At 59.1% G+C, this 18,511-nt stretch carries 11 protein-coding genes and 2 pseudogenes; 4 read left to right on the top strand and 9 right to left on the bottom strand.

Annotation, left to right across the window (positions count from 1 at the left end):
- Positions 1–95 precede the first annotated feature (95 nt).
- Positions 96–278, top strand: a pseudogene (locus EJA70_RS24275) (PLP-dependent aminotransferase family protein); the annotation flags it as partial.
- Between the two features lie 150 nt (positions 279–428).
- On the opposite strand, the gene EJA70_RS24270 reads toward EJA70_RS24275, so the two are convergent.
- The 8 genes from EJA70_RS24270 to EJA70_RS24235 all read right to left on the bottom strand — a co-directional run bounded on the left by EJA70_RS24270 (position 429) and on the right by EJA70_RS24235 (position 14,533).
- Positions 429–1,175 carry an SDR family oxidoreductase gene (locus EJA70_RS24270; protein WP_008087201.1) on the bottom strand — a complete coding sequence of 249 codons (747 nt, stop codon included), beginning with the start codon at positions 1,173–1,175 and terminating at the stop codon, positions 429–431.
- A gap of 123 nt (positions 1,176–1,298) precedes the next feature.
- A complete protein-coding gene (locus EJA70_RS24265; RefSeq protein WP_158834095.1) occupies positions 1,299–3,380 on the bottom strand; it encodes a bifunctional diguanylate cyclase/phosphodiesterase in 2,082 nt (693 codons plus the stop codon).
- A 683-nt stretch (positions 3,381–4,063) separates the two neighbouring features.
- A complete protein-coding gene (locus tag EJA70_RS24260) occupies positions 4,064–5,533 on the bottom strand; it encodes an efflux transporter outer membrane subunit (RefSeq protein ID WP_158834093.1) in 1,470 nt (489 codons plus the stop codon).
- A complete protein-coding gene (locus EJA70_RS24255; RefSeq protein WP_158834091.1) occupies positions 5,530–8,637 on the bottom strand; it encodes an efflux RND transporter permease subunit in 3,108 nt (1,035 codons plus the stop codon). Before EJA70_RS24255 ends, EJA70_RS24260 begins: the two co-directional genes overlap by 4 nt.
- A gap of 142 nt (positions 8,638–8,779) precedes the next feature.
- Complete coding sequence (locus EJA70_RS24250; RefSeq protein WP_158834089.1) at positions 8,780–11,881, bottom strand: MdtB/MuxB family multidrug efflux RND transporter permease subunit; 3,102 nt, start codon at positions 11,879–11,881, stop codon at positions 8,780–8,782.
- Positions 11,878–13,185: an MdtA/MuxA family multidrug efflux RND transporter periplasmic adaptor subunit gene (locus EJA70_RS24245; RefSeq protein ID WP_008086448.1), complete on the bottom strand. Its 1,308-nt coding sequence runs from the start codon at positions 13,183–13,185 to the stop codon at positions 11,878–11,880. Before EJA70_RS24245 ends, EJA70_RS24250 begins: the two co-directional genes overlap by 4 nt.
- A 186-nt stretch (positions 13,186–13,371) precedes the next feature.
- Positions 13,372–13,872, bottom strand: coding sequence for a thiol peroxidase (gene tpx / locus EJA70_RS24240; protein ID WP_008086450.1), 501 nt, complete (start codon positions 13,870–13,872; stop codon positions 13,372–13,374).
- A 217-nt stretch (positions 13,873–14,089) separates the two neighbouring features.
- Positions 14,090–14,533: a polyketide cyclase gene (locus EJA70_RS24235; protein ID WP_158834087.1), complete on the bottom strand. Its 444-nt coding sequence runs from the start codon at positions 14,531–14,533 to the stop codon at positions 14,090–14,092.
- Positions 14,534–14,665: 132 nt separating this feature from the next.
- On the opposite strand from EJA70_RS24235, the gene EJA70_RS24230 reads away from it, so the two are divergent.
- Positions 14,666–15,091 carry a YciI family protein gene (locus EJA70_RS24230; protein ID WP_158834085.1) on the top strand — a complete coding sequence of 142 codons (426 nt, stop codon included), beginning with the start codon at positions 14,666–14,668 and terminating at the stop codon, positions 15,089–15,091.
- A gap of 244 nt (positions 15,092–15,335) precedes the next feature.
- Here the strand turns inward: EJA70_RS24230 and EJA70_RS24225 are convergent.
- Positions 15,336–15,647 (bottom strand): annotated as a pseudogene (locus EJA70_RS24225) (DUF6124 family protein); the annotation flags it as partial.
- Positions 15,648–16,294: 647 nt separating this feature from the next.
- Between EJA70_RS24225 and EJA70_RS24220 the strand changes: the two are divergent.
- Together EJA70_RS24220 and EJA70_RS24215 are read left to right on the top strand one after the other, a co-directional pair.
- Positions 16,295–17,083 carry a hypothetical protein gene (locus EJA70_RS24220; protein ID WP_158834083.1) on the top strand — a complete coding sequence of 263 codons (789 nt, stop codon included), beginning with the start codon at positions 16,295–16,297 and terminating at the stop codon, positions 17,081–17,083.
- Positions 17,084–17,093: 10 nt separating this feature from the next.
- Positions 17,094–18,506, top strand: a complete 1,413-nt coding sequence (locus tag EJA70_RS24215; RefSeq protein WP_158834081.1) for a DUF1254 domain-containing protein — start codon at positions 17,094–17,096, stop codon at positions 18,504–18,506.
- Positions 18,507–18,511 lie beyond the last annotated feature (5 nt).

Here is an 18,511-nt window from a genome sequence, read left to right as displayed (position 1 = left end):
TCGATGTTGAATGCGCGGGCTTCATCGCTGGCAAGCCAGCTCCCACAGGTTTCTTGGTCGCTCACACATTTTGTGTACGCTGAAGATCCCTGTGGGAGATGGATTCGCTGAAGCTGTTTCAGATGGCATTGGCGCAGGGCATCAGCATCGCACCGGGATCGATTTTTTCGCCGACGCAGCGTTTCAGGAATTGTATTCGCCTTAATTACGGCAGCCCGTGGACCGAGGATTCGGAAAAGGCCATGGAGACGTTGGGGCGGATCGTGCGGTCGTTCTGATAATTCGATGTTGAATGCGCGGGCTTCATCGCTGGCAAGCCAGCTCCCACAGGTTTCTTGGTCGCTCACACATTTTGTGTACGCTGAAGATCCCTGTGGGAGCTGGCTTGCCAGCGATGGGGCCGCAACTATTCACATAGATTTAAAAAATTAACGCCCGCCACCGAGATCAACAAACGTCCCGGTCGCATACGAAGCCTTATCCGACAACAACCAGACAATCGCCTCTGCCACCTCATCCGGCCGCCCCCCACGGGCCATTGGAATCGCTGACTCCAGCTTGCTGACCCGATCCGGATCGCCACTCAGTGCGTGGAAATCGGTATAGATGAACCCCGGACGTACCGCATTGACGCGAATCCCCTCGCCTGCCACTTCCTTGGACAAACCGATGGTGAACGAGTCGAGCGCGCCTTTCGAGGCGGCGTAATCGACGTACTCATTCGGCGAGCCCAGTCGCGAAGCCACCGAAGAGACGTTGACGATGCTGCCGCCCTGCCCGCCGTGTTTGGGCGACATGCGCAGAATCGCGTGCTTGGCACAGAGGATTGGCGCCAGCACATTGGTTTTCATGATTTTGAGGATGCGGAATTCGGACATTTCATCGACCCGAGATTTGTGTCCGACCGTGCCAGCATTGTTCACCAGTGCGGTGACGCGGCCCAATTCGGTGTCGACCCGGTGAAACAGCGCGACCACTTCGTCTTCGATACTGACGTCGGCGCGGACCGCAATGGCTTGTGCGCCCAGAGCACGGACTTGTTCCAGCACGCTTTGCGCGGCCTGTTCGTCTTGCTGGTAATTGATGCAGATCCGATAGCCTTGCTCGGCAGCCAACAGCGCCGTAGCGGCGCCGATCCCGCGCCCGCCACCGGTGATCACAATGACTTTATCCATGCTGGCCTTTCCCCCCAATGCACACGTAACAGTCGGGGGGAAGAATAACCGCCCTTGACGGGTTTTGCATGGGCTGTGTTGGCAGCAGAACCGCCTATGCAAATCCCCTCACCACAATAAACCTCAGACTGCTGACAGTTCCTTGCCGCGCACGATGTCTTGCATGAAGCGATCTGCCGGCATCGGATGCCCGAGCAGATAACCTTGCAACGAATCACAGCCAAGCTGAGTCAGGAAGTCCTGCTGCACGCCGGTTTCAACACCTTCGGCGACAATACGCAAACCCAGTGCCTGACCCAGCGCGACAATCGCCGACACAATCGCCGCATCATCACTGTCGTGCTCAAGATCGCGGACAAAACCACGGTCAATTTTCAGCTCATTGGCCGGCAGGCGCTTGAGGTACATCAGGCTCGAATAACCGGTACCAAAGTCGTCGATTGACAGGTCAACGCCCATGTCCGACAACTCCTGCAACACCGTCATGCTCGCGTCCGCATCGCTCATGGCCGTGGTTTCAGTAATTTCCAGGGTCAGGCTGTTGGCCGGCAAATGATGCGTGGCCAGCGCCTTGGCAACGCTTTGTACCAGCCCGGCATGGCAAAACTGCAACGCCGACAGGTTCACCGCAATACGCCAGTCGGTGTAGCCAAGCACGTACCACTCGCGCATCTGCCGACAGGCCTCGTTGAGCACCCATTCGCCGATCGGGATGATCAGGCCGGTCTTCTCCGCGAGCTCGATGAACTTGTCCGGCATGAGCATGCCGTGCAGCGGATGCTGCCAGCGCAACAGTGCTTCGGCACCAACCGGGTTACCCGTGGCTGCGTTGAACTTGGGCTGGTAATACAAGCTGAACTGGCTATGTTCCAGTGCCGCGCGCAGGTCCTGCAGCAGCTGCAACTGCTTGCGCGCGTTGTTGTTCATCGACGCGTCAAAGAAGCTATAACCGTTTTTGCCGAGCCCCTTGGCGTGGTACATAGCCGCGTCGGCATTCATTAACAGCTCCTGAGCGTTCAGGCCATTGCCCGGGTACAGAGCAATGCCAACGCTGGCGGAAATCTGCAAATCATGTTCGGCAACACGGAACGGCCGCGCAATCAGGCCCACCTGACGCGCCGCCAGACCCAATGCATCATTGGGTTCGGTCAGGCGCACCAACAGCACAAACTCGTCGCCGCCAATCCGCGCCAGGGTGTCCAGGCTGCGTAAATCTTCGCGCAGGCGCACGCCCACTTCGCGCAACAACTGATCGCCCATGTGGTGGCCGAAAGCATCATTGACCGGTTTGAATCCGTCCAGATCGATGAACATCAAGGCAAAACAGCCGCCCTGCTCATGGACTTTTTTCATCGCCTGAGTGATCCGGTCATCGAGCAGCATGCGATTGGGCAGACCGGTCAGTGTGTCGTGCAGCGCCAGTTGCGTAAGTTCGCGGTTGGCCACCGTCAGCGAGTGCGCCAGATCGGCGGTGCGCGCTTCGAGGCGTGCGTCGAGGATCGATGTGAGCAATGCGATCGACAGCACAGCCAGCGTGGTGATCAGCACCAGGCTGTCGAGGCCGTTGCCCTTCAGACCATTGAGGGTGGCGCCGCAGAAGCTGCCATCGGGAAACTGCGCGGCGGCCATGCCGGTGTAATGCATGCCGACAATGGCAATGCCCATGATCACCGCTGCCCCGGCGCGAATCAGGCGCACATAGGGCGAATGCTGACGCAGGCGGAAGGCGATCCACAGGGCGGCGGCCGAAGCACCGACGGCGATCAACAAGGACGCGCCGAACAGCGCCGGGTCATAGTCGATCCCGGGTGTCATGCGCATGGCGGCCATCCCGGTGTAATGCATCGCGCTGATGCCGGCGCCCATGATCAAGGCGCCGAATGCATGCTGCAGGATCGGCAATTTCGGCTGGCTGACCAGCCACAAGGCAAACCCGCAGGACAGCACCGCGATCAGCAGCGATAGTGCGGTAATGGTGATGTCGTAGCCCAGATCGATCGGCAGTTTGAAGGCGAGCATGCCGATGAAGTGCATCGACCAGACGCCGACGCCCATGGCCAGCGCACCGCCTGCCGTCCAGAACTGCACGGCACGTCCCTTGGCGGTGGCGATGCGCCCGGTCAGGTCAAGTGCGGTGTATGACGCGAGGATCGCCACGCACAGCGAAATGAAAACCAGGGTGAACGAATAACTACCGATGAGCATGTGCATTCTCGTGGCTACCCGATCCGTACTGCGTCCATTCTCGGCCGGGCAAATGCGCCGATTGTACTGATTGCACAGAAGAACGCACTGACAAAGTAATCAAATTGCCACTAACCCGATGAAACGTTTGTTTGATCGTCCTACAAGGCTCTGGAAAGCACTTCTCCCCCTGTAGGAGCTGCCGGAGGCTGCGATCTTTTGACCTTGATTTCCTTAACAGACAAGATCAAAGGATCGCAGCCTCGTTTCACTCGACAGCTCCTACAGAAGCCGCCGCCCCTGTAGGAGCTGCCGAAGGCTGCGATCTTTTGATTTTGATTCTTTAACAGACAAGATCAGAAGATCGCAGCCTCGTTTCACTCGACAGCTCCTACAGAAGCCGCCGCCCCTGTAGGAGCTGCCGGAGGCTGCGATCTTTTAACCCTGATTTCCTTAACAGACAAGATCAAAGGATCGCAGCCTCGTTTCACTCGACAGCTCCTACATAAGCCGCCGCCCTGTAGGAGCTGCCGGAGGCTGCGATCTTTTGACCTTGATTTCCTTAACAGACAAGATCAGAAGATCGCAGCCTCGTTTCACTCGACAGCTCCTACAGAAGCCGCCGCCCTGTAGGAGCTGCCGGAGGCTGCGATCTTTTGATTTTGATCTCGCAGCCTGCGGCAGGTTCTAAAGGGAGGCTATCGTCACTTGGAGTCGCTCACATCCAGTTGCCCGTCCCAACCACCGCCCAATGCGGCGATCAGTTGCACGCTGGCGATCAGGCGGCTCTGCAGGATGTTCAGCACGCTGCGCTCGTTGCTTAATGCCGTGGCTTGCACCACGACCACGTCGATGTAGGCAATCAATCCGGCCTTGTACTGGTTTTCCGTCAGACGCAGCGAATCACGCGCCGCGTCGAGCGCTTCCTGGCGCACCGCCGCTTCGTCTTCATACACCTTGAGTTGCACCAGGTAGTTTTCCACCTCGCGAAAACCATCCAGTACGGTCTGGCGATACTTGGCCACGGTCTGGTCATACACCGCTTCGGTCCGGTCAACCTCCGCCGAACGAATGCCGCCGTCGAACAGCGGCAAGTCCAGCTTGGGCCCGACCGACCAGAAACGGTTGGGCAAACTGATCAAGTCATTTGAGGTACTGCTGCTGTAACCGCCGCTCAGACTCAGCGACAGGTCGGGGTAATACGCCGCTTTCGCCACGCCGATGTTGGCATTGGCCGCAATCACCGAACGCTCGGCCGAGGCGATGTCGGGACGCCGTTCGAGCAGTTGCGAAGGCAGACTCAACGGCACTTGTGGCAGGTTGGGAATGTTCTGCGTTTCGGCGATATTGAAATCCGCCGGGGCTTGCCCGGCCAGCACGGCAATCGCGTTCTCGAACTGCGCGCGCTGCCAGATCAGATCGACCAGATCAGCCTGGGTGCTTTTCAGCTGGGTTTGCGCCTGGGCCACCGCGTCTCGCCCGGAAACACCGGCGCGGTACTGGTTCTGCGTCATTTTCAGCGAACGTTCATACGCCGCAACGGTGGCTTCGAGCAGTCGTTTCTGCTGATCGATCACTCGTAATTGCAGGTAGTTCTGCACCAGCTCCGACTGCTGGCTCAGGCGCATCGCCGCCAGATCGGCAAAACTCGCCTGGGCACTGGCTTGATCCGCCTCCAGCCCACGGCGCAATTTACCCCAAATGTCGGCTTCCCAACTGACGCCCAACTGCGCGTTGTAGGTGTCGCGAATCCCGCTGGAAGAACTGCTCAGACTCGAACTGCTGCTGCCGGTGCCCTGACTGGAGCGGGTCTTGCCCACGCTCAGATCGACATTCGGGTAAAACGCCCCGCGCGCACTGCGCACCAGCGCCTGGGCCTGACGGAACTGGGCTTCGGATTGCGCGACGGTCTGGTTGGAGCTGTTGAGCTTCTCGATCAGCCCGTTGAGCTGCTGATCACCGTACAGTTCCCACCAGGCACCACGCGCCAGCGAATCGCTGGGATTGGCCTGACGCCAGCCTTCGGCTTCCTTGTACTGGGCAATTTCAGCGGTTTGCGGGCGCTGGTAGTCCGGGCCGACAGCGCAGGCACTGAGCAACGCCACGCACAGCGACAGGCTCAACAGACGCGAGCCGCGAACAGAGGCCAGATGGATAAGCGAACGGTCAGTCATAGCGGAGTTTCCAGAGCGGCGTCAGTGCGCACGCCACGCCATTTGTTGAAGCGATGGCGCAGCTTGTCGAGATAAAGGTAAACCACGGGTGTGGTGTAGAGCGTCAGCACCTGGCTGAAAATCAGCCCGCCGATAATCGTCAGGCCCAATGGCTGACGCATTTCCGCACCTTCGGCGCGGCCGAGCAGCAACGGCAAGGCGCCGAGAATCGCTGCCAGCGTGGTCATCAGGATCGGGCGCAGTCGTTGCAGGCAGGCGCTGCGGATCGATTCCAGCGGGGTCATGCCCTGATGACGCTCCAGTTGCAAGGCGAGGTCGATCATCAGGATGGCGTTTTTCTTCACCACACCGATCAGCAGGAACAGGCCGAGCAATGAAATCAGGCTGAACTCGCCACCCAACGCATAGATCGACAGTAGCGCCCCGACACCTGCCGACGGCAAGGTCGAGAGAATCGTCAGCGGGTGAATATAGCTTTCATACAGCACGCCGAGTACCAGATACACCGCCAGCAGCGCACCGAGGATCATGAACGGCTGACTCTTCTGAGTGGCGGCAAAGGCGTCGGCAGTACCGGCCATTTTCGCAATGACATCTTCCGGCAAGCCGACCTTGGCGATCGCCCGTTCAATGGCCGCGCTGCCCTGCTCCACCGTGACGCCTTCGGCCATGTCGAAGGCAATGTCCTCCGAGGCGAACTGGCCTTCGTGGCTGACGCGGTCGTCTTCCAGGCTGTTTTCATAATGCGCGAAGGTCGACAGTGGAATCCGCGCGCCGTCAGCGGTGATCACCTGCACCTGCTTGAGCGTCACCGGGTCCTGGGCGTATTTCGGATTGACCTCCATCACCACCTGGTACTGGTTGAGGCTGTCGTAGATCGTCGAAATCTGCCGCTGGCTGTAAGCGTTGTTCAGCACCGCCGTGACCATGTCCATGTCCACGCCAAGGCGTTTGGCCTGGTCACGGTCGACAATCAACGTCACCTGCTGCGCACCCGCCCCTTCTCTGGCGTCAATGGCGGTCAGTTCGGGCAAGGCTCGAAGCGCGGCCACGACTTTTGGATACCACTTGCGCAACTCACCCAGATCACCGCTTTGCAGGATGTAACTGTACTGCGACGAAGTCTGCTCGCGGCCTCCGCCAAATTGCAGATCCTGGTCCGCCATCAGCATCAGTTGTGCACCGGCGACCTTGGGCATTTCCTTGCGCAGGCGTTCGATGACTTTCTGCGCCGACAGCTGACGTTCCTTGATCGGTTTCAGCCGCACCAGCATGAAGGCGTTGTTGGTGCCGTTGGTGCCGCCGATGAACCCGGCAACACTTTCCACGGCTTCGTCCTTGAGCACGGCGCGGCGGAAAACTTCCATTTTCGGCTGCATCACGCTGAATGACAGACCGTCATCACCGCGCACGAAACCGATCAATTGGCCAGTGTCCTGCTGCGGCATGAAGGTTTTCGGCACCACGACGTACAGTGCGACGTTCACCCCGACGGTGATCAGCAGACTCAGCAACGTCAGGCGGCGGTGGCGCAGCACCCAATCCAGGCTGGTGGCGTATTTGCCGACCATCCAGTCGTTGGTCCGCCGGCTCCAGCGTTGCAGGCGGTTTTCCTGGCCCGGCGTGTGCGGCTTGAGCCAGCGTGCGCAGAGCATCGGTGTTAGCGTCAGGGAAACCACCAGTGACACCACAATTGCGGCAGCCAGCGTGATCGAGAACTCACGGAACAGACTCTCGACAATCCCGCCCATGAACAGGATCGATAAAAACACCGCGACCAGCGACACGTTCATCGACAGCAAGGTGAAGCCGACTTCCTTGGCTCCGAGGTACGCAGCCTGCATCGGTTTGACGCCTTCGTCGATGTGCCGGGAAATGTTCTCCAGCACCACGATGGCGTCGTCGACCACCAACCCGGTGGCGAGAATCAGAGCCATCAACGACAGATTGTTCAGCGAGAATCCGTAGAGGTACATCACCGCGAAGGTACCGACCAGCGACACCGGCACGGCCAGCGTCGGAATCAGCGAGGCGCGGAAGTTACCAAGGAACAGGAACACCACCAGGATCACCAGCGCCACGGCAATCAGCAAGGTCATCTCGGCTTCGTGCAGGGTCGCCTTGATCACCGGCGAGCGATCCATCGCCAGATTGAGCTTCACACTGGCTGGCAATACCGCTTGCAGCGCTGGAAGTTGCGCCTTGATCTCGTTGACGGTCTCGATGATGTTGGCACCGGCCTGCCGGTTGATCACCAACAAGACGGCTGCATCATCGTTGAAGAAACCGCTGTTGTAACGGTCTTCGACGCCGTCGCTGACCTTGGCCACATCCTTCAGGCGCAGCGCGGCGCCATCGGCGTAGTGGATGATCAGCGATTCGTAATCCTTGGCTTTTTCCAGTTGATCATTGGCCTGAATCTGCCACAACCGCTGGCTGTCTTCGACCGACCCCTTGGGCCGACGTACGTTGGCATCGGCGATGGTCTTGCGCACATCATCGAGCGCCACGCCGTACTGGTTCAGCGCCTGCGGTTCAAGTTCGATACGCACCGCCGGCAGCGAACTGCCGCCGATCTGCACTTCACCGACGCCCTGCACCTGCGACAGGCTCTGCGACAGAATGGTCGAGGCCAGATCGTACAGCTGGCCCTTTTCCAGCACGTCCGAGGTCAGCGACAGCACCATGATCGGCGCTTGCGACGGATTGACCTTCTTGTAGGTCGGCATGCTGCGCATCCCGCTTGGCAACAGGTTGCGCGAGGCGTTGATCGCGGCCTGCACTTCACGCGCTGCGCCATTGATGTCGCGGTCGAGGTCAAATTGCAGAATGACCCGGGTCGAACCCTGGCTGGAACGGCTGCTCATGGTGTTGACGCCAGCGATGGCACCGAACGAGCGTTCCAGCGGCGTCGCCACCGTGGACGCCATGACTTCCGGACTGGCACCGGGCAGGCTCGCCTGCACCACGATCACCGGGAAATCCATTTGCGGCAACGGCGCCACTGGCAACAAGCCGAAGCTGACACCGCCCAGAAGCATGATTGCCAGACTCAGGAGCATGGTCGCTACCGGACGCTTGATGAAAGGACCGGACAGATTCATCGCACGCTATCCCCAACGTCACACCAATCCCCTGTAGGAATGAGCCGGCTCACGATAGCGGTGTGTCTGTTTACATTGATGTTGCAGGGGCTGGCCTCATCGCGAGCAGGCTCACTCCTACAGGAGTTATGTGTACGGACGGTCATACCGAGACCTCTTCGGCGTCGGCATTGGTTCTGCCAAAGCGTCGGCCGAGACGGTCGAAGTACAGGTAGATCACCGGGGTGGTGAACAGCGTCAGCACCTGGCTGACCAGCAAGCCGCCGACCATCACCAGACCCAACGGTTGACGCAGCTCGGCGCCAGAACCGGTGGCCAGCATCAGCGGCACCGCACCGAACAATGCCGCCAGCGTGGTCATCAGGATCGGCCGGAAGCGCAGCAGCGCCGCCTGGTAAATCGCCTGTTCCGGCGCCATGCCCTGGTTGCGCTCAGCATCGAGGGCGAAGTCGATCATCATGATCGCGTTCTTTTTCACAATACCGATCAACAGAATGATGCCGATGATCGCGATCATGCCCAGGTCGTTGCCGCTGAGCAGCAATGCCAGCAAGGCGCCAACGGCGGCCGATGGCAACGTCGAAAGAATGGTGATCGGGTGAATGTAACTTTCATAAAGCACGCCGAGCACGATGTACATGGTCACCACGGCGGCCAGAATCAGCAGCAAGGTGCTCGACAGCGATGCCTGGAACGCCTCGGCGGCGCCCTGGAATTGCGTCTGCACGCCCACCGGCATGCCGATGTCTTTCTGTACCTGCTCGATCACGTCCACCGCATGCCCCAGCGCCACACCCGGCGCAAGGTTGAACGACATCATCACAGCCGGGAACTGGCCGATGTGGGTGATCGCCAGTTGCGCCTGGCGTTCCTCGACGTGGGCCAGACTCGACAGGCGCACCTGCGCGCCGTCCGTGGTCTTGACGTGAATCTGGTCCAGCGCCTGCGGGCCGATCTTCTCACCGGCCTGAGCCTGCAGCACCACGCGGTACTGGCTGGCCTGGGTGTAGATGGTCGAAATCTGCCGTTGGCCGAAAGCGTCGTACAGCGCATCAGTGATGTTCGCCACTGACACGCCGAGACGCGAGGCCGCATCACGGTCAATCACCAGATACACCTGCAAACCCTTGTCCTGCAAATCACTGGCCACGTCCGTCAGTTCCGGACGCTGCGCCAGCGCCTCGACCAGACGGCCGCTCCATTGGCTGAGCAACTCGGAATCCGGCGAAGACATGCTGAACTGATACTGCGTGCGGCTGACACGGTCTTCAATGGTCAGGTCCTGCACCGGCTGCATGAACAACCGTATACCAACGAGTTTGTCGACTTGCGGCTGCAACCGCGCAATGACTTCACTGGCCGTGAGATCACGATCGCCATGCGGTTTGAGGTTGATCAGCAAGCGGCCACTGTTGAGCGTCGCGTTGTCGCCGTCGACACCGATGTAGGACGACAGGCTCTGAACCGCGGGGTCTTCAAGAATGATCTTCGCCAGTGCCTGTTGGCGATCACCCATCGCGGCAAAGGAGATCGATTGCGGCGCCTCGGAAATGCCCTGGATCACCCCGGTGTCCTGCACCGGGAAGAAGCCCTTTGGCACGACCATGTAAAGGAATACGGTCAATGCCAAGGTGCCAATCGCCACCAGCAAGGTCAGGGGCTGGTGTTTCAGCACCCAACGCAGCATCCGTCCGTATTCGGCAATCATCCAGTCGATCACCGCACCACTGGCGCGATAGAAACGGCCCTGTTCGTGCTCTTCCGGTTCACGCTTGAGCAGACGCGCGCACATCATTGGCGTCAGGGTCAGCGAGACCACCAGGGAAATCAGGATGGCGACGGCCAGGGTAATGGCGAACTCGCGGAACAGGCGCCCGACCACGTCGGCCATGAACAGCAACGGAATCAGGACCGCGATCAGCGACAGGGTCAGCGAGATCAGGGTGAAGCCGATCTGCTTGGCACCTTTCAGCGCCGCCTGCATCGGGCTGTCGCCCTCCTCGATGAATCGGGAGATGTTTTCCAGCATGACGATGGCATCGTCGACCACAAAACCAGTGGCGATGGTCAACGCCATCAGGGTCAGGTTGTTGACCGAGAAGCCGGCCAGGTACATCACCCCGAAGGTGCCGATCAGCGACAAAGGCACGGCCACCGAGGGAATAATCGTCGCACTGGCGCGGCGCAGGAACAGGAACGTGACCATCACCACCAGCGCAATGGCGATCAGCAATTCATGCTGGACGTCAGTAACCGAGGCGCGGATGGTTTGCGTCCGGTCGGTCAACACGGTGACATCGAGACCGGCCGGCAAGTTGTCGGTGATGCTCGGCAGCAGCGCCTTGATGCGGTCGACCACTTCGATGACGTTGGCGCCCGGCTGGCGTTGAATGTTCAGCAGGACGGCCTGATTCTGGTTGGCCCACGCGGCGAGACGTTCGTTTTCGGCGCCATCGACGATTTCCGCGACATCCTTGAGGCGCAACGGTGCGCCGTTCTTGTAGGCAAGGATCAGGTTGGCGTAATCCGCAGGCGACGTCAGTTGGTCGTTGGCGTCGAGCATCGATACCCGGGTCGGGCCGTCGAAGTTGCCTTTCGGCTGGTTGACGTTGGAGGCACCGATCAGGGTGCGCACATCCGACAGGTTCAGGCTGTTGGCCGCCAGTGCCTCGGGGTTGACCTTGATCCGCACGGCCTGACGCTGGCCGCCGGCGATGCTGACCATGCCGACGCCGCTGATCTGGGCGATTTTCTGCGCCATGCGCGTGTCGACCAGGTCATTGAGCTTGGGCAGCAACATGGTTTTCGAGGTGATGGCCAGGGTCAGCACCGGGGTGTCGGCCGGGTTGACCTTGTTGTACACCGGCGGTGCCGGCAGATCGCTCGGCAGCAGGTTGGTTGCCGCGTTGATGGCGGCTTGCACCTGTTGCTCGGCGACGTCCATGTTGATATCGAGGCTGAAACGCAGGGTCAGCACCGAGGCGCCGCCGGAACTGGTCGAGGCCATTTGCGTCAGGCCCGGCATCTGCCCGAACTGGCGCTCGAGCGGCGCGGTGACGGCGCTGGTCATCACGTCCGGGCTGGCGCCGGGATACAGGGTCATGACGCGGATGGTCGGGTAGTCGACCTGCGGCAACGCCGAAACCGGCAACAGACGGTAAGCGATCAAGCCGGCCAGGACAATGGCCAGCATGCTCAGGGTAGTGGCTACCGGACGGAGGATGAACAGCCGCGAAATGTTCATGCGCCCTTCTTGGCCTTGTCAGTCACTGCCGCGTCCGTCGGGTTGGCGGCCGATTTGCCCTGCAGGTGTTCGGTCGGGGTGGTCGGGACCTGGTTGCTGTCGTTGACCACCTCCACTTCGCTGCCCTCTTTCAGGCGGTCGGTGCCCTCGAGCACAACGCGGTCGCCAGCAGCCAGGCCTTCGGTGACCACCGTGTTATTGCCATCGCTGGCGCCGATCTTCAGTTGGCGAATAGTGACTTTCTTGTCGCCGTCCAGCGCATAGACGAAGGTGCCGTTGGTGCCGAATTGAATGGCCGCAGACGGTGCCAGAATCACGCCCTTGAGGGTGTCTGCCAGCAGGTGCACGTTGACGAACTGATTGGGGAACAGCGACTGATCGCGGTTTTCATAACGCGCCTTGAATTTCAGCGTGCCGGTGGCGACATCAATCTGGTTGTCGAGGCTTTGCAGCACGCCGGTCGCCTGCAGTTTGGTATCGCCGCGATCCCACGCTTCGGCCGGCAGTTTCGCGCCGCTGCGGTAGCGGGCGAGTACGGTTTCGAGGCTGTTTTCCGGCAAGGTGAAGGCGACGCTGATCGGTTGGGTCTGGGTGATGACTGCGAGGAACGTGGTGTCATTGGCCGCAACGAGGTTGCCGACATCGACCTGACGCAGGCCGACACGACCGGCAATCGGCGCGCGAATTCGGGTGAATTCGAGATTGAGCTTGGCGTCGTTGACGGCCGCCTGATTGGTTTTCACCGTGCCCAGGTACTGGCCGACCAGCGCTTCGGCGGTGTCCAGGGTCTGCTTGGCGATGCTGTCCTCTTTGAACAGGCCGCGATAACGCTCGACATCGACTTGAGCGTTTTTCAATTGCGCCTGATTCTGCAGCAAGGTGCCTTCGGCCTGCAGCAAGGCATTCTGGTAAGGACGCGGATCGATCTCGGCGAGCAGGTCGCCGGCCTTGACCATCTGGCCTTCTTCGAAATTGATCTTCACCAGTTCGCCGCCAACTCGACTGCGCACATTGATGGTATTGAGTGCGGTGACCGTGCCCAGCGCCTTGTAATACAGCGGGAAGTCCCCAGTGACCGCCGGTGCCACGCGCACCGGTATCGGCCCGGCGCCACCGCCGAAGCCCGGCCGCATCATGCCCGAACGCCCGGTATGCCCGGCGGCCGCTTTCTCTCCGCCCTCCTTGTGGGCTGAGCCGGCAGGCCAGAATTTCCAGCACAGAACGGCGATAACCAACAAGACAAGCAGGCTGATCAGCCAGCGACGGGAGTTGCGTGGGGACGATTGCATGGAATGATTAACCATTGGGCGCGTGGGCTTCTTTTACGGGAGGCTGAACGATAAGCACTGGTGGGGAATTAGCAAAGCAGCTTTACCGGCAATTTACCTTCAACTTACGTTTCAAGGTGTGAGGCAAAACACTGATACACAAATGAAAACGGCCTGGACAGGGCCAGGCCGTTAACAATTGTAAACGCGTTGTAGCAGAGCTTACTTCAGTACGGCCAGAGCAGCGTCGTAGTTCGGCTCTTCAGCGATTTCCTTGACCAGTTCGCTGTGCAGGACGTTGTCGTTTTCGTCCAGAACTACCACGGCACGGGCGGTCAGGCCTTTCAGTGGGCCATCAGCGATGGCCACGCCGTAGTTCTCGATGAACTCGGCGCCGCGCAGGGTCGACAGGTTCTGCACGTTTTCCAGGCCTTCGGCGCCGCAGAAACGCGCTTGGGCAAACGGCAGGTCAGCCGAGATGCACAGCACTACAGTGTTTGCCACTTCGTTGGCCTGAGCGTTGAACTTGCGCACGGAAGTCGCGCAGGTCGGGGTGTCGACGCTTGGGAAGATGTTCAGGACTTTGCGCTTGCCGGCGAAGTCTTTCAGGGTAACGTCGGACAGATTGCCGGCAACCAGGGAAAAGGCTGGCGCCTTGGAACCGGCTTGTGGCAATTGGCCGTTGACTTGAACCGGATTGCCTTTGAGGGTGACTTGAGCCATGACTTCAGTCCTTCTGATGTTTTGATTGGAAAGCATGCAAGAGGCCGAAGTTAACCACGAAATTGTCCGACGACCTATGCCCCGTTTGAAAATTGTCGGGCGACAGCACAAAAAATTGTATACAACCTGACACTCCCTGTAGGAGCTGCCGAAGGCTGCGATCTTTTGATGTTGGTTTTTAACGACAAGATCAAAAGATCGCAGCCTGCGGCAGCTCCTACATGAGCAGTTGCAGCATGTTGCGATGCCGCGCCCGAAAAATCCGCCGCATATAAGCGTCCACCAACACGCGCTCGCTGAACGCTCCGCCAATCGCCGAGTACGTCACCCTGTCGGTATAAAGCGTACCGCCCTCTCCCGCGGCTACCCGATGTTCATGACGAAAGGCACGCAACGGCCCCTTGAGCATTTCATCAATGAAATGTGCCTCACCCACTTCGCGGATCAGCACCGTCCAGGTCGCCGGAATCAGGTTGAACATCCAGTGCCGAAAGCGGAACTGCCGCCCGGCTTCGATCCGTAGATCGTGCAGGCCGACATCGCCCAGCGGCGTGATGCGTTCCGGGAAGATCTTCGGAAAATTCACCCCGTCAAGGCAGAAGTCGAGTACCTCGGCCGGCGTGCGGGCGGGGATCAATGTGCTGAGTTCGAGGATTGGCATGGCCGACACATTCCGTATGCAGGGGATGCTTGTTAAAACGCAGGTCTGCATCTTTTATTTACAAGCCTGTCGATTCAACACCGGCCCGTTCGACTAAGCAATGAATCCCACCAAACTCAAGGAGTACCCGCCATGCGATTCATGATCCTTGTAAAAGCCAGCGTCGACTCGGAAGCCGGCATCATGCCCAGCGAAGAACTGATCACCGCCATGGGCAACTTCAACGAAGAACTGGTCAAGGCCGGCATCCTGATCGATTGCGATGGCCTGCATCCGAGCAGCAAAGGCGCCCGCGTACGTTTCTCCGGGGACAAACGCACGGTCATCGACGGGCCGTTCATCGAGACCAAAGAACTGGTGGCGGGCTACTGGATCTGGGAGGTGAAATCCAAAGAAGAAGCCATTGAATGGGTCAAGCGCTGCCCTAACCCAATGTCAGGCGATTCTGATATTGAAATCCGCCAGATATTTTCTGCCGAAGACTTCGGCGCCGAATTCACCCCCGAAGCGCGTGCGCAGGAAGAACGCGTTCGCGATCAGGCCAAGAAAAACGGCTAAACCGGATATCCCGTGTAGGAGCTGCCGAAGGCTGCGATCTTTTGATCTTGAAAAGCGTTAGCAAAAGATCACCGCCTCATTTCACTCGACAGCTACAGAATGGATCAGTCGGGCATAGAGCGGATCTTGATCGTTCCCACGCTCTGCGTGGAAATGCCTCAAGGGACGCCCTGCGTTCCAGTTCGCGAATTTGACGCAGAGCGTCAAGGGCTGCATTCCTTTGCTGCGCGTGGGAACGATCATTCACGACCTGTGCGATGCCCAGTGCAGTCTTGCGCTGAGAGGTTTCCAGCGAAGCGGCGAAGTTCATCAGCATTTCGCTGGCCGAGCCGAGGGTTTCGCTGGCGTTGGCGAGCAGGGATTCGGTGTTGTAGCCGGGATTGGCGAGGTACATGGGTTCCGGCTCGTTGGCACTGGACATGATGCGAGCGGCGGGATTGAGGTAGTAGTCGAGGGCGCGGTCGGCGGCTTCGTGAAGTTTTTTACTGTCGACTGAGGCGTAAGGCGATGTGCTGTCGGCGTCTGATTCTGGGGGGTTGGGTGTTGGTTTTTTCATGGTGTTTTCTCTATCCGAACGGTGGAGCTGGTCCATTCGGCTTCCGGTCGAATGGGTGGCAGCTGTACGCAGGCTGGAAACCCGGGGGATAGAGAAACCCGGACGACCCGAAGGTCCCCCACGCACAGCCGCCATAACTAAGTACGCACCAAAAAAGGTGCGCAAGCATACGTCATGAACGGTGCTGTTGCGTTCAGTTTTCCCCCGGGGTTTCCAGTCCCGGTCGCTGATTTGGCAGCGACGAAGACAGGCTAGAGACCCTACGTCCGACGGACAACCTGAAAACCTTGTAGGAACGTTCCGCAAATTCCAAACAACATTAAACATCCCGAATTGAAATACGCATAGGTAGGAGCAGCCGAAGGCTCGGGCCGCGATCGGACGATCTTTTGATCTTGAAAAGCAAAGTCAAAAGATCGCAGCCTCGTTTCACTCGACAGCTCCTACACCATGAACAATGGAATGGTTAGTACACAATTACCTGTGAACCCGTACACAAAACCAAAGAATTAATCCATTCGACTGGCTAACTGCCGATTAGCTGCTAGCGTCATTCAGACGTGTCCTACAGGCTTGATAAGAAAGGGATTACGCCGTAACGGCCGAGAAGTGCCGAGTATCCATAAGCCACCAGGGAATCGGGGAAGATGTTCAATAGAGTGGGGAAGACTCTTTTTCTGGCGAGTACGCTGGCGGCTGCGTGTTGCGCGCAAGCGGATAACGCCGAGGATTCGAACAAAAGCAACAACCCGCTGAACATCGCACCGGGCGCGAATCTGCAGGATTACTACACACCCAGACTTTACGACAGCAACGTGCACACCAATGACGTGCTGCTGCGCGGCACCCTGCCGATTGCTCCGAACGATTTCATCGGCGTGCCGCAACTGGTTCGCGCCACACTGCCGATCAGCACCCGCCCCGACCCGCACAACGGTTACAGCACCGGCATCGGCGATCTGAACCTGTTCGATATTTTCATCCTGAAGACCGAGGGCGTGCAGTTGGGCGTCGGCCCCTTGATCACCGCGCCGACCGCCGAACAGGACGAACTCGGCACCGGCAAATGGCAAGGTGGCCTCGCCGCCGTGGCCATCGATGCCTCGCCGCGCGGTCTGCTCGGCGCCCTAGTGCAATATCAAAGCTCGTTTGCCGGCGACAACGATCGCCCGCACGTCGAGAGCGCAACGCTGCAGCCATTCATCATCCACAACCTGGAAAAAGGCTGGTACCTGCGCTCCACCGGCACCTGGACGTTCGACCTGAAAAACGACACCCACTACATCCCGATCGGCCTCGGTGTCGGCAAGGCGTGGAAGGCTGGCAGCAACATTCTCAACGCCTTCGTCGAGCCGCAGTGGACGGTCGACCGCAAGGGCGATGATCTCCCGCAGTTCACCCTCTATGCCGGTCTCAACGTGACGTTTGGCAAGTAAGGAAATCGCTATGCATGCAGCCCTCAAAGCCGCCGGTTACAGCCTGATGACGATGTTTGTCAGCTGCGGCGTCGGTGCCCAGGATTTCACCGCCAGCCCCGAAGAAGCCCGGGCGATTGCCAAAGAGGCTTACCTCTACGGCTTCCCCGTGGTGGAGATGTACAAGGTGCTGTACTCACAGGCCCTGAACAGCAAAGACCCGAATTACAAAAAACCCTTTAACCAGATCGGCAACACCGCCAAGACCTTCACACCCAAAGACACGGCCGTCATCACGCCAAACGCCGACACGCCTTACTCGTTCATCTGGATGGACTTGCGCGCAGAGCCGTTGGTGCTGACCTTGCCGTCGATCGAAGAGCATCGTTATTACTCGGTGCAACTGATCGATCTGTATACCCAGAACTTTGCGTATCTGGGCACCCGCAGCACCGGTAACAATGGCGGTCGCTTCATGATTGCCGGCCCGGACTGGCAAGGTCAGCAACCGGTCAATATCGACCGGATGGTGCGCAGCGAAAGCAACATTGCCTATGCGCTTTACCGTACACAGCTGCTCGACGACAAGGATCTGGGCAAGGTCAAAAAGATCCAGCAAGGTTACAAAGTCGAACCGCTGAGCCATTACGTCAAACAGAAAGCTCCCGCACCTGCGCCAAAGGTCAGCTGGCCGAAGCCGACGGCGAGCATGAGTGAGAGCCCTGAGCTGTTCCGCTACCTGAATTTCATGCTTGCCTTCGCCCCGCCGCAGGATGTTGAAAAGGATCTATTGGCGCGCTTCGCCAAAATCGGCATTGGTGCCGGCCAGCCGTTTGACCTGAAAAAGCTCAGCCCAGAGCAGCGTAAGGCCCTCGAGGACGGTATCCACGACGGTCAGGCAGAGTTCGCTGAATTCAAGAAAAACAAAATCGATACACATCAAGTCGAAAGCGGTGATTTCTTTGGCACCCGTGACCGCCTCAAAGGCGATTACCTGTACCGCTACGCCGGCGCCAACATGGGCATCTTCGGCAACAGTGCCGAAGAAGCCAGTTACTTCAGCTATTTCGTCGACAAGGACGGGCAACCCGCCGATGCCTCGAAACGCGATTACACCGTGCATTTCGACAAAGGCGCCCTGCCCCCGGCCGACGCGTTCTGGTCACTGACGATGTACGACGCCAAGACCAAGTTGCTGGTGAGTAATCCGCTCAATCGCTACCTGATCAACTCGCCGATGTTGCCGGGCATGAAGCTCGATGCCGATGGCGGGTTGACGCTGTATGTGCAGCACAACAACCCCGGCAAGGACAAACAGGCCAACTGGCTGCCAGCGCCCAACGGGCCGTTCTACGGGATCCTGCGTCTTTATCTGCCAAAACCGGAAGTGGCCAGCGGCGCATGGAAAATGCCGCCACTGACCCCGGTCAACTCAAAACAATAAGCGGA

The organism is Pseudomonas sp. PB103 (assembly GCF_009764635.1).
Taxonomy (GTDB): Bacteria; Pseudomonadota; Gammaproteobacteria; order Pseudomonadales; family Pseudomonadaceae; genus Aquipseudomonas.
Note: the sequence above shows the minus strand (reverse complement) of the source record. Positions and strands in the feature narration are given on the sequence as shown.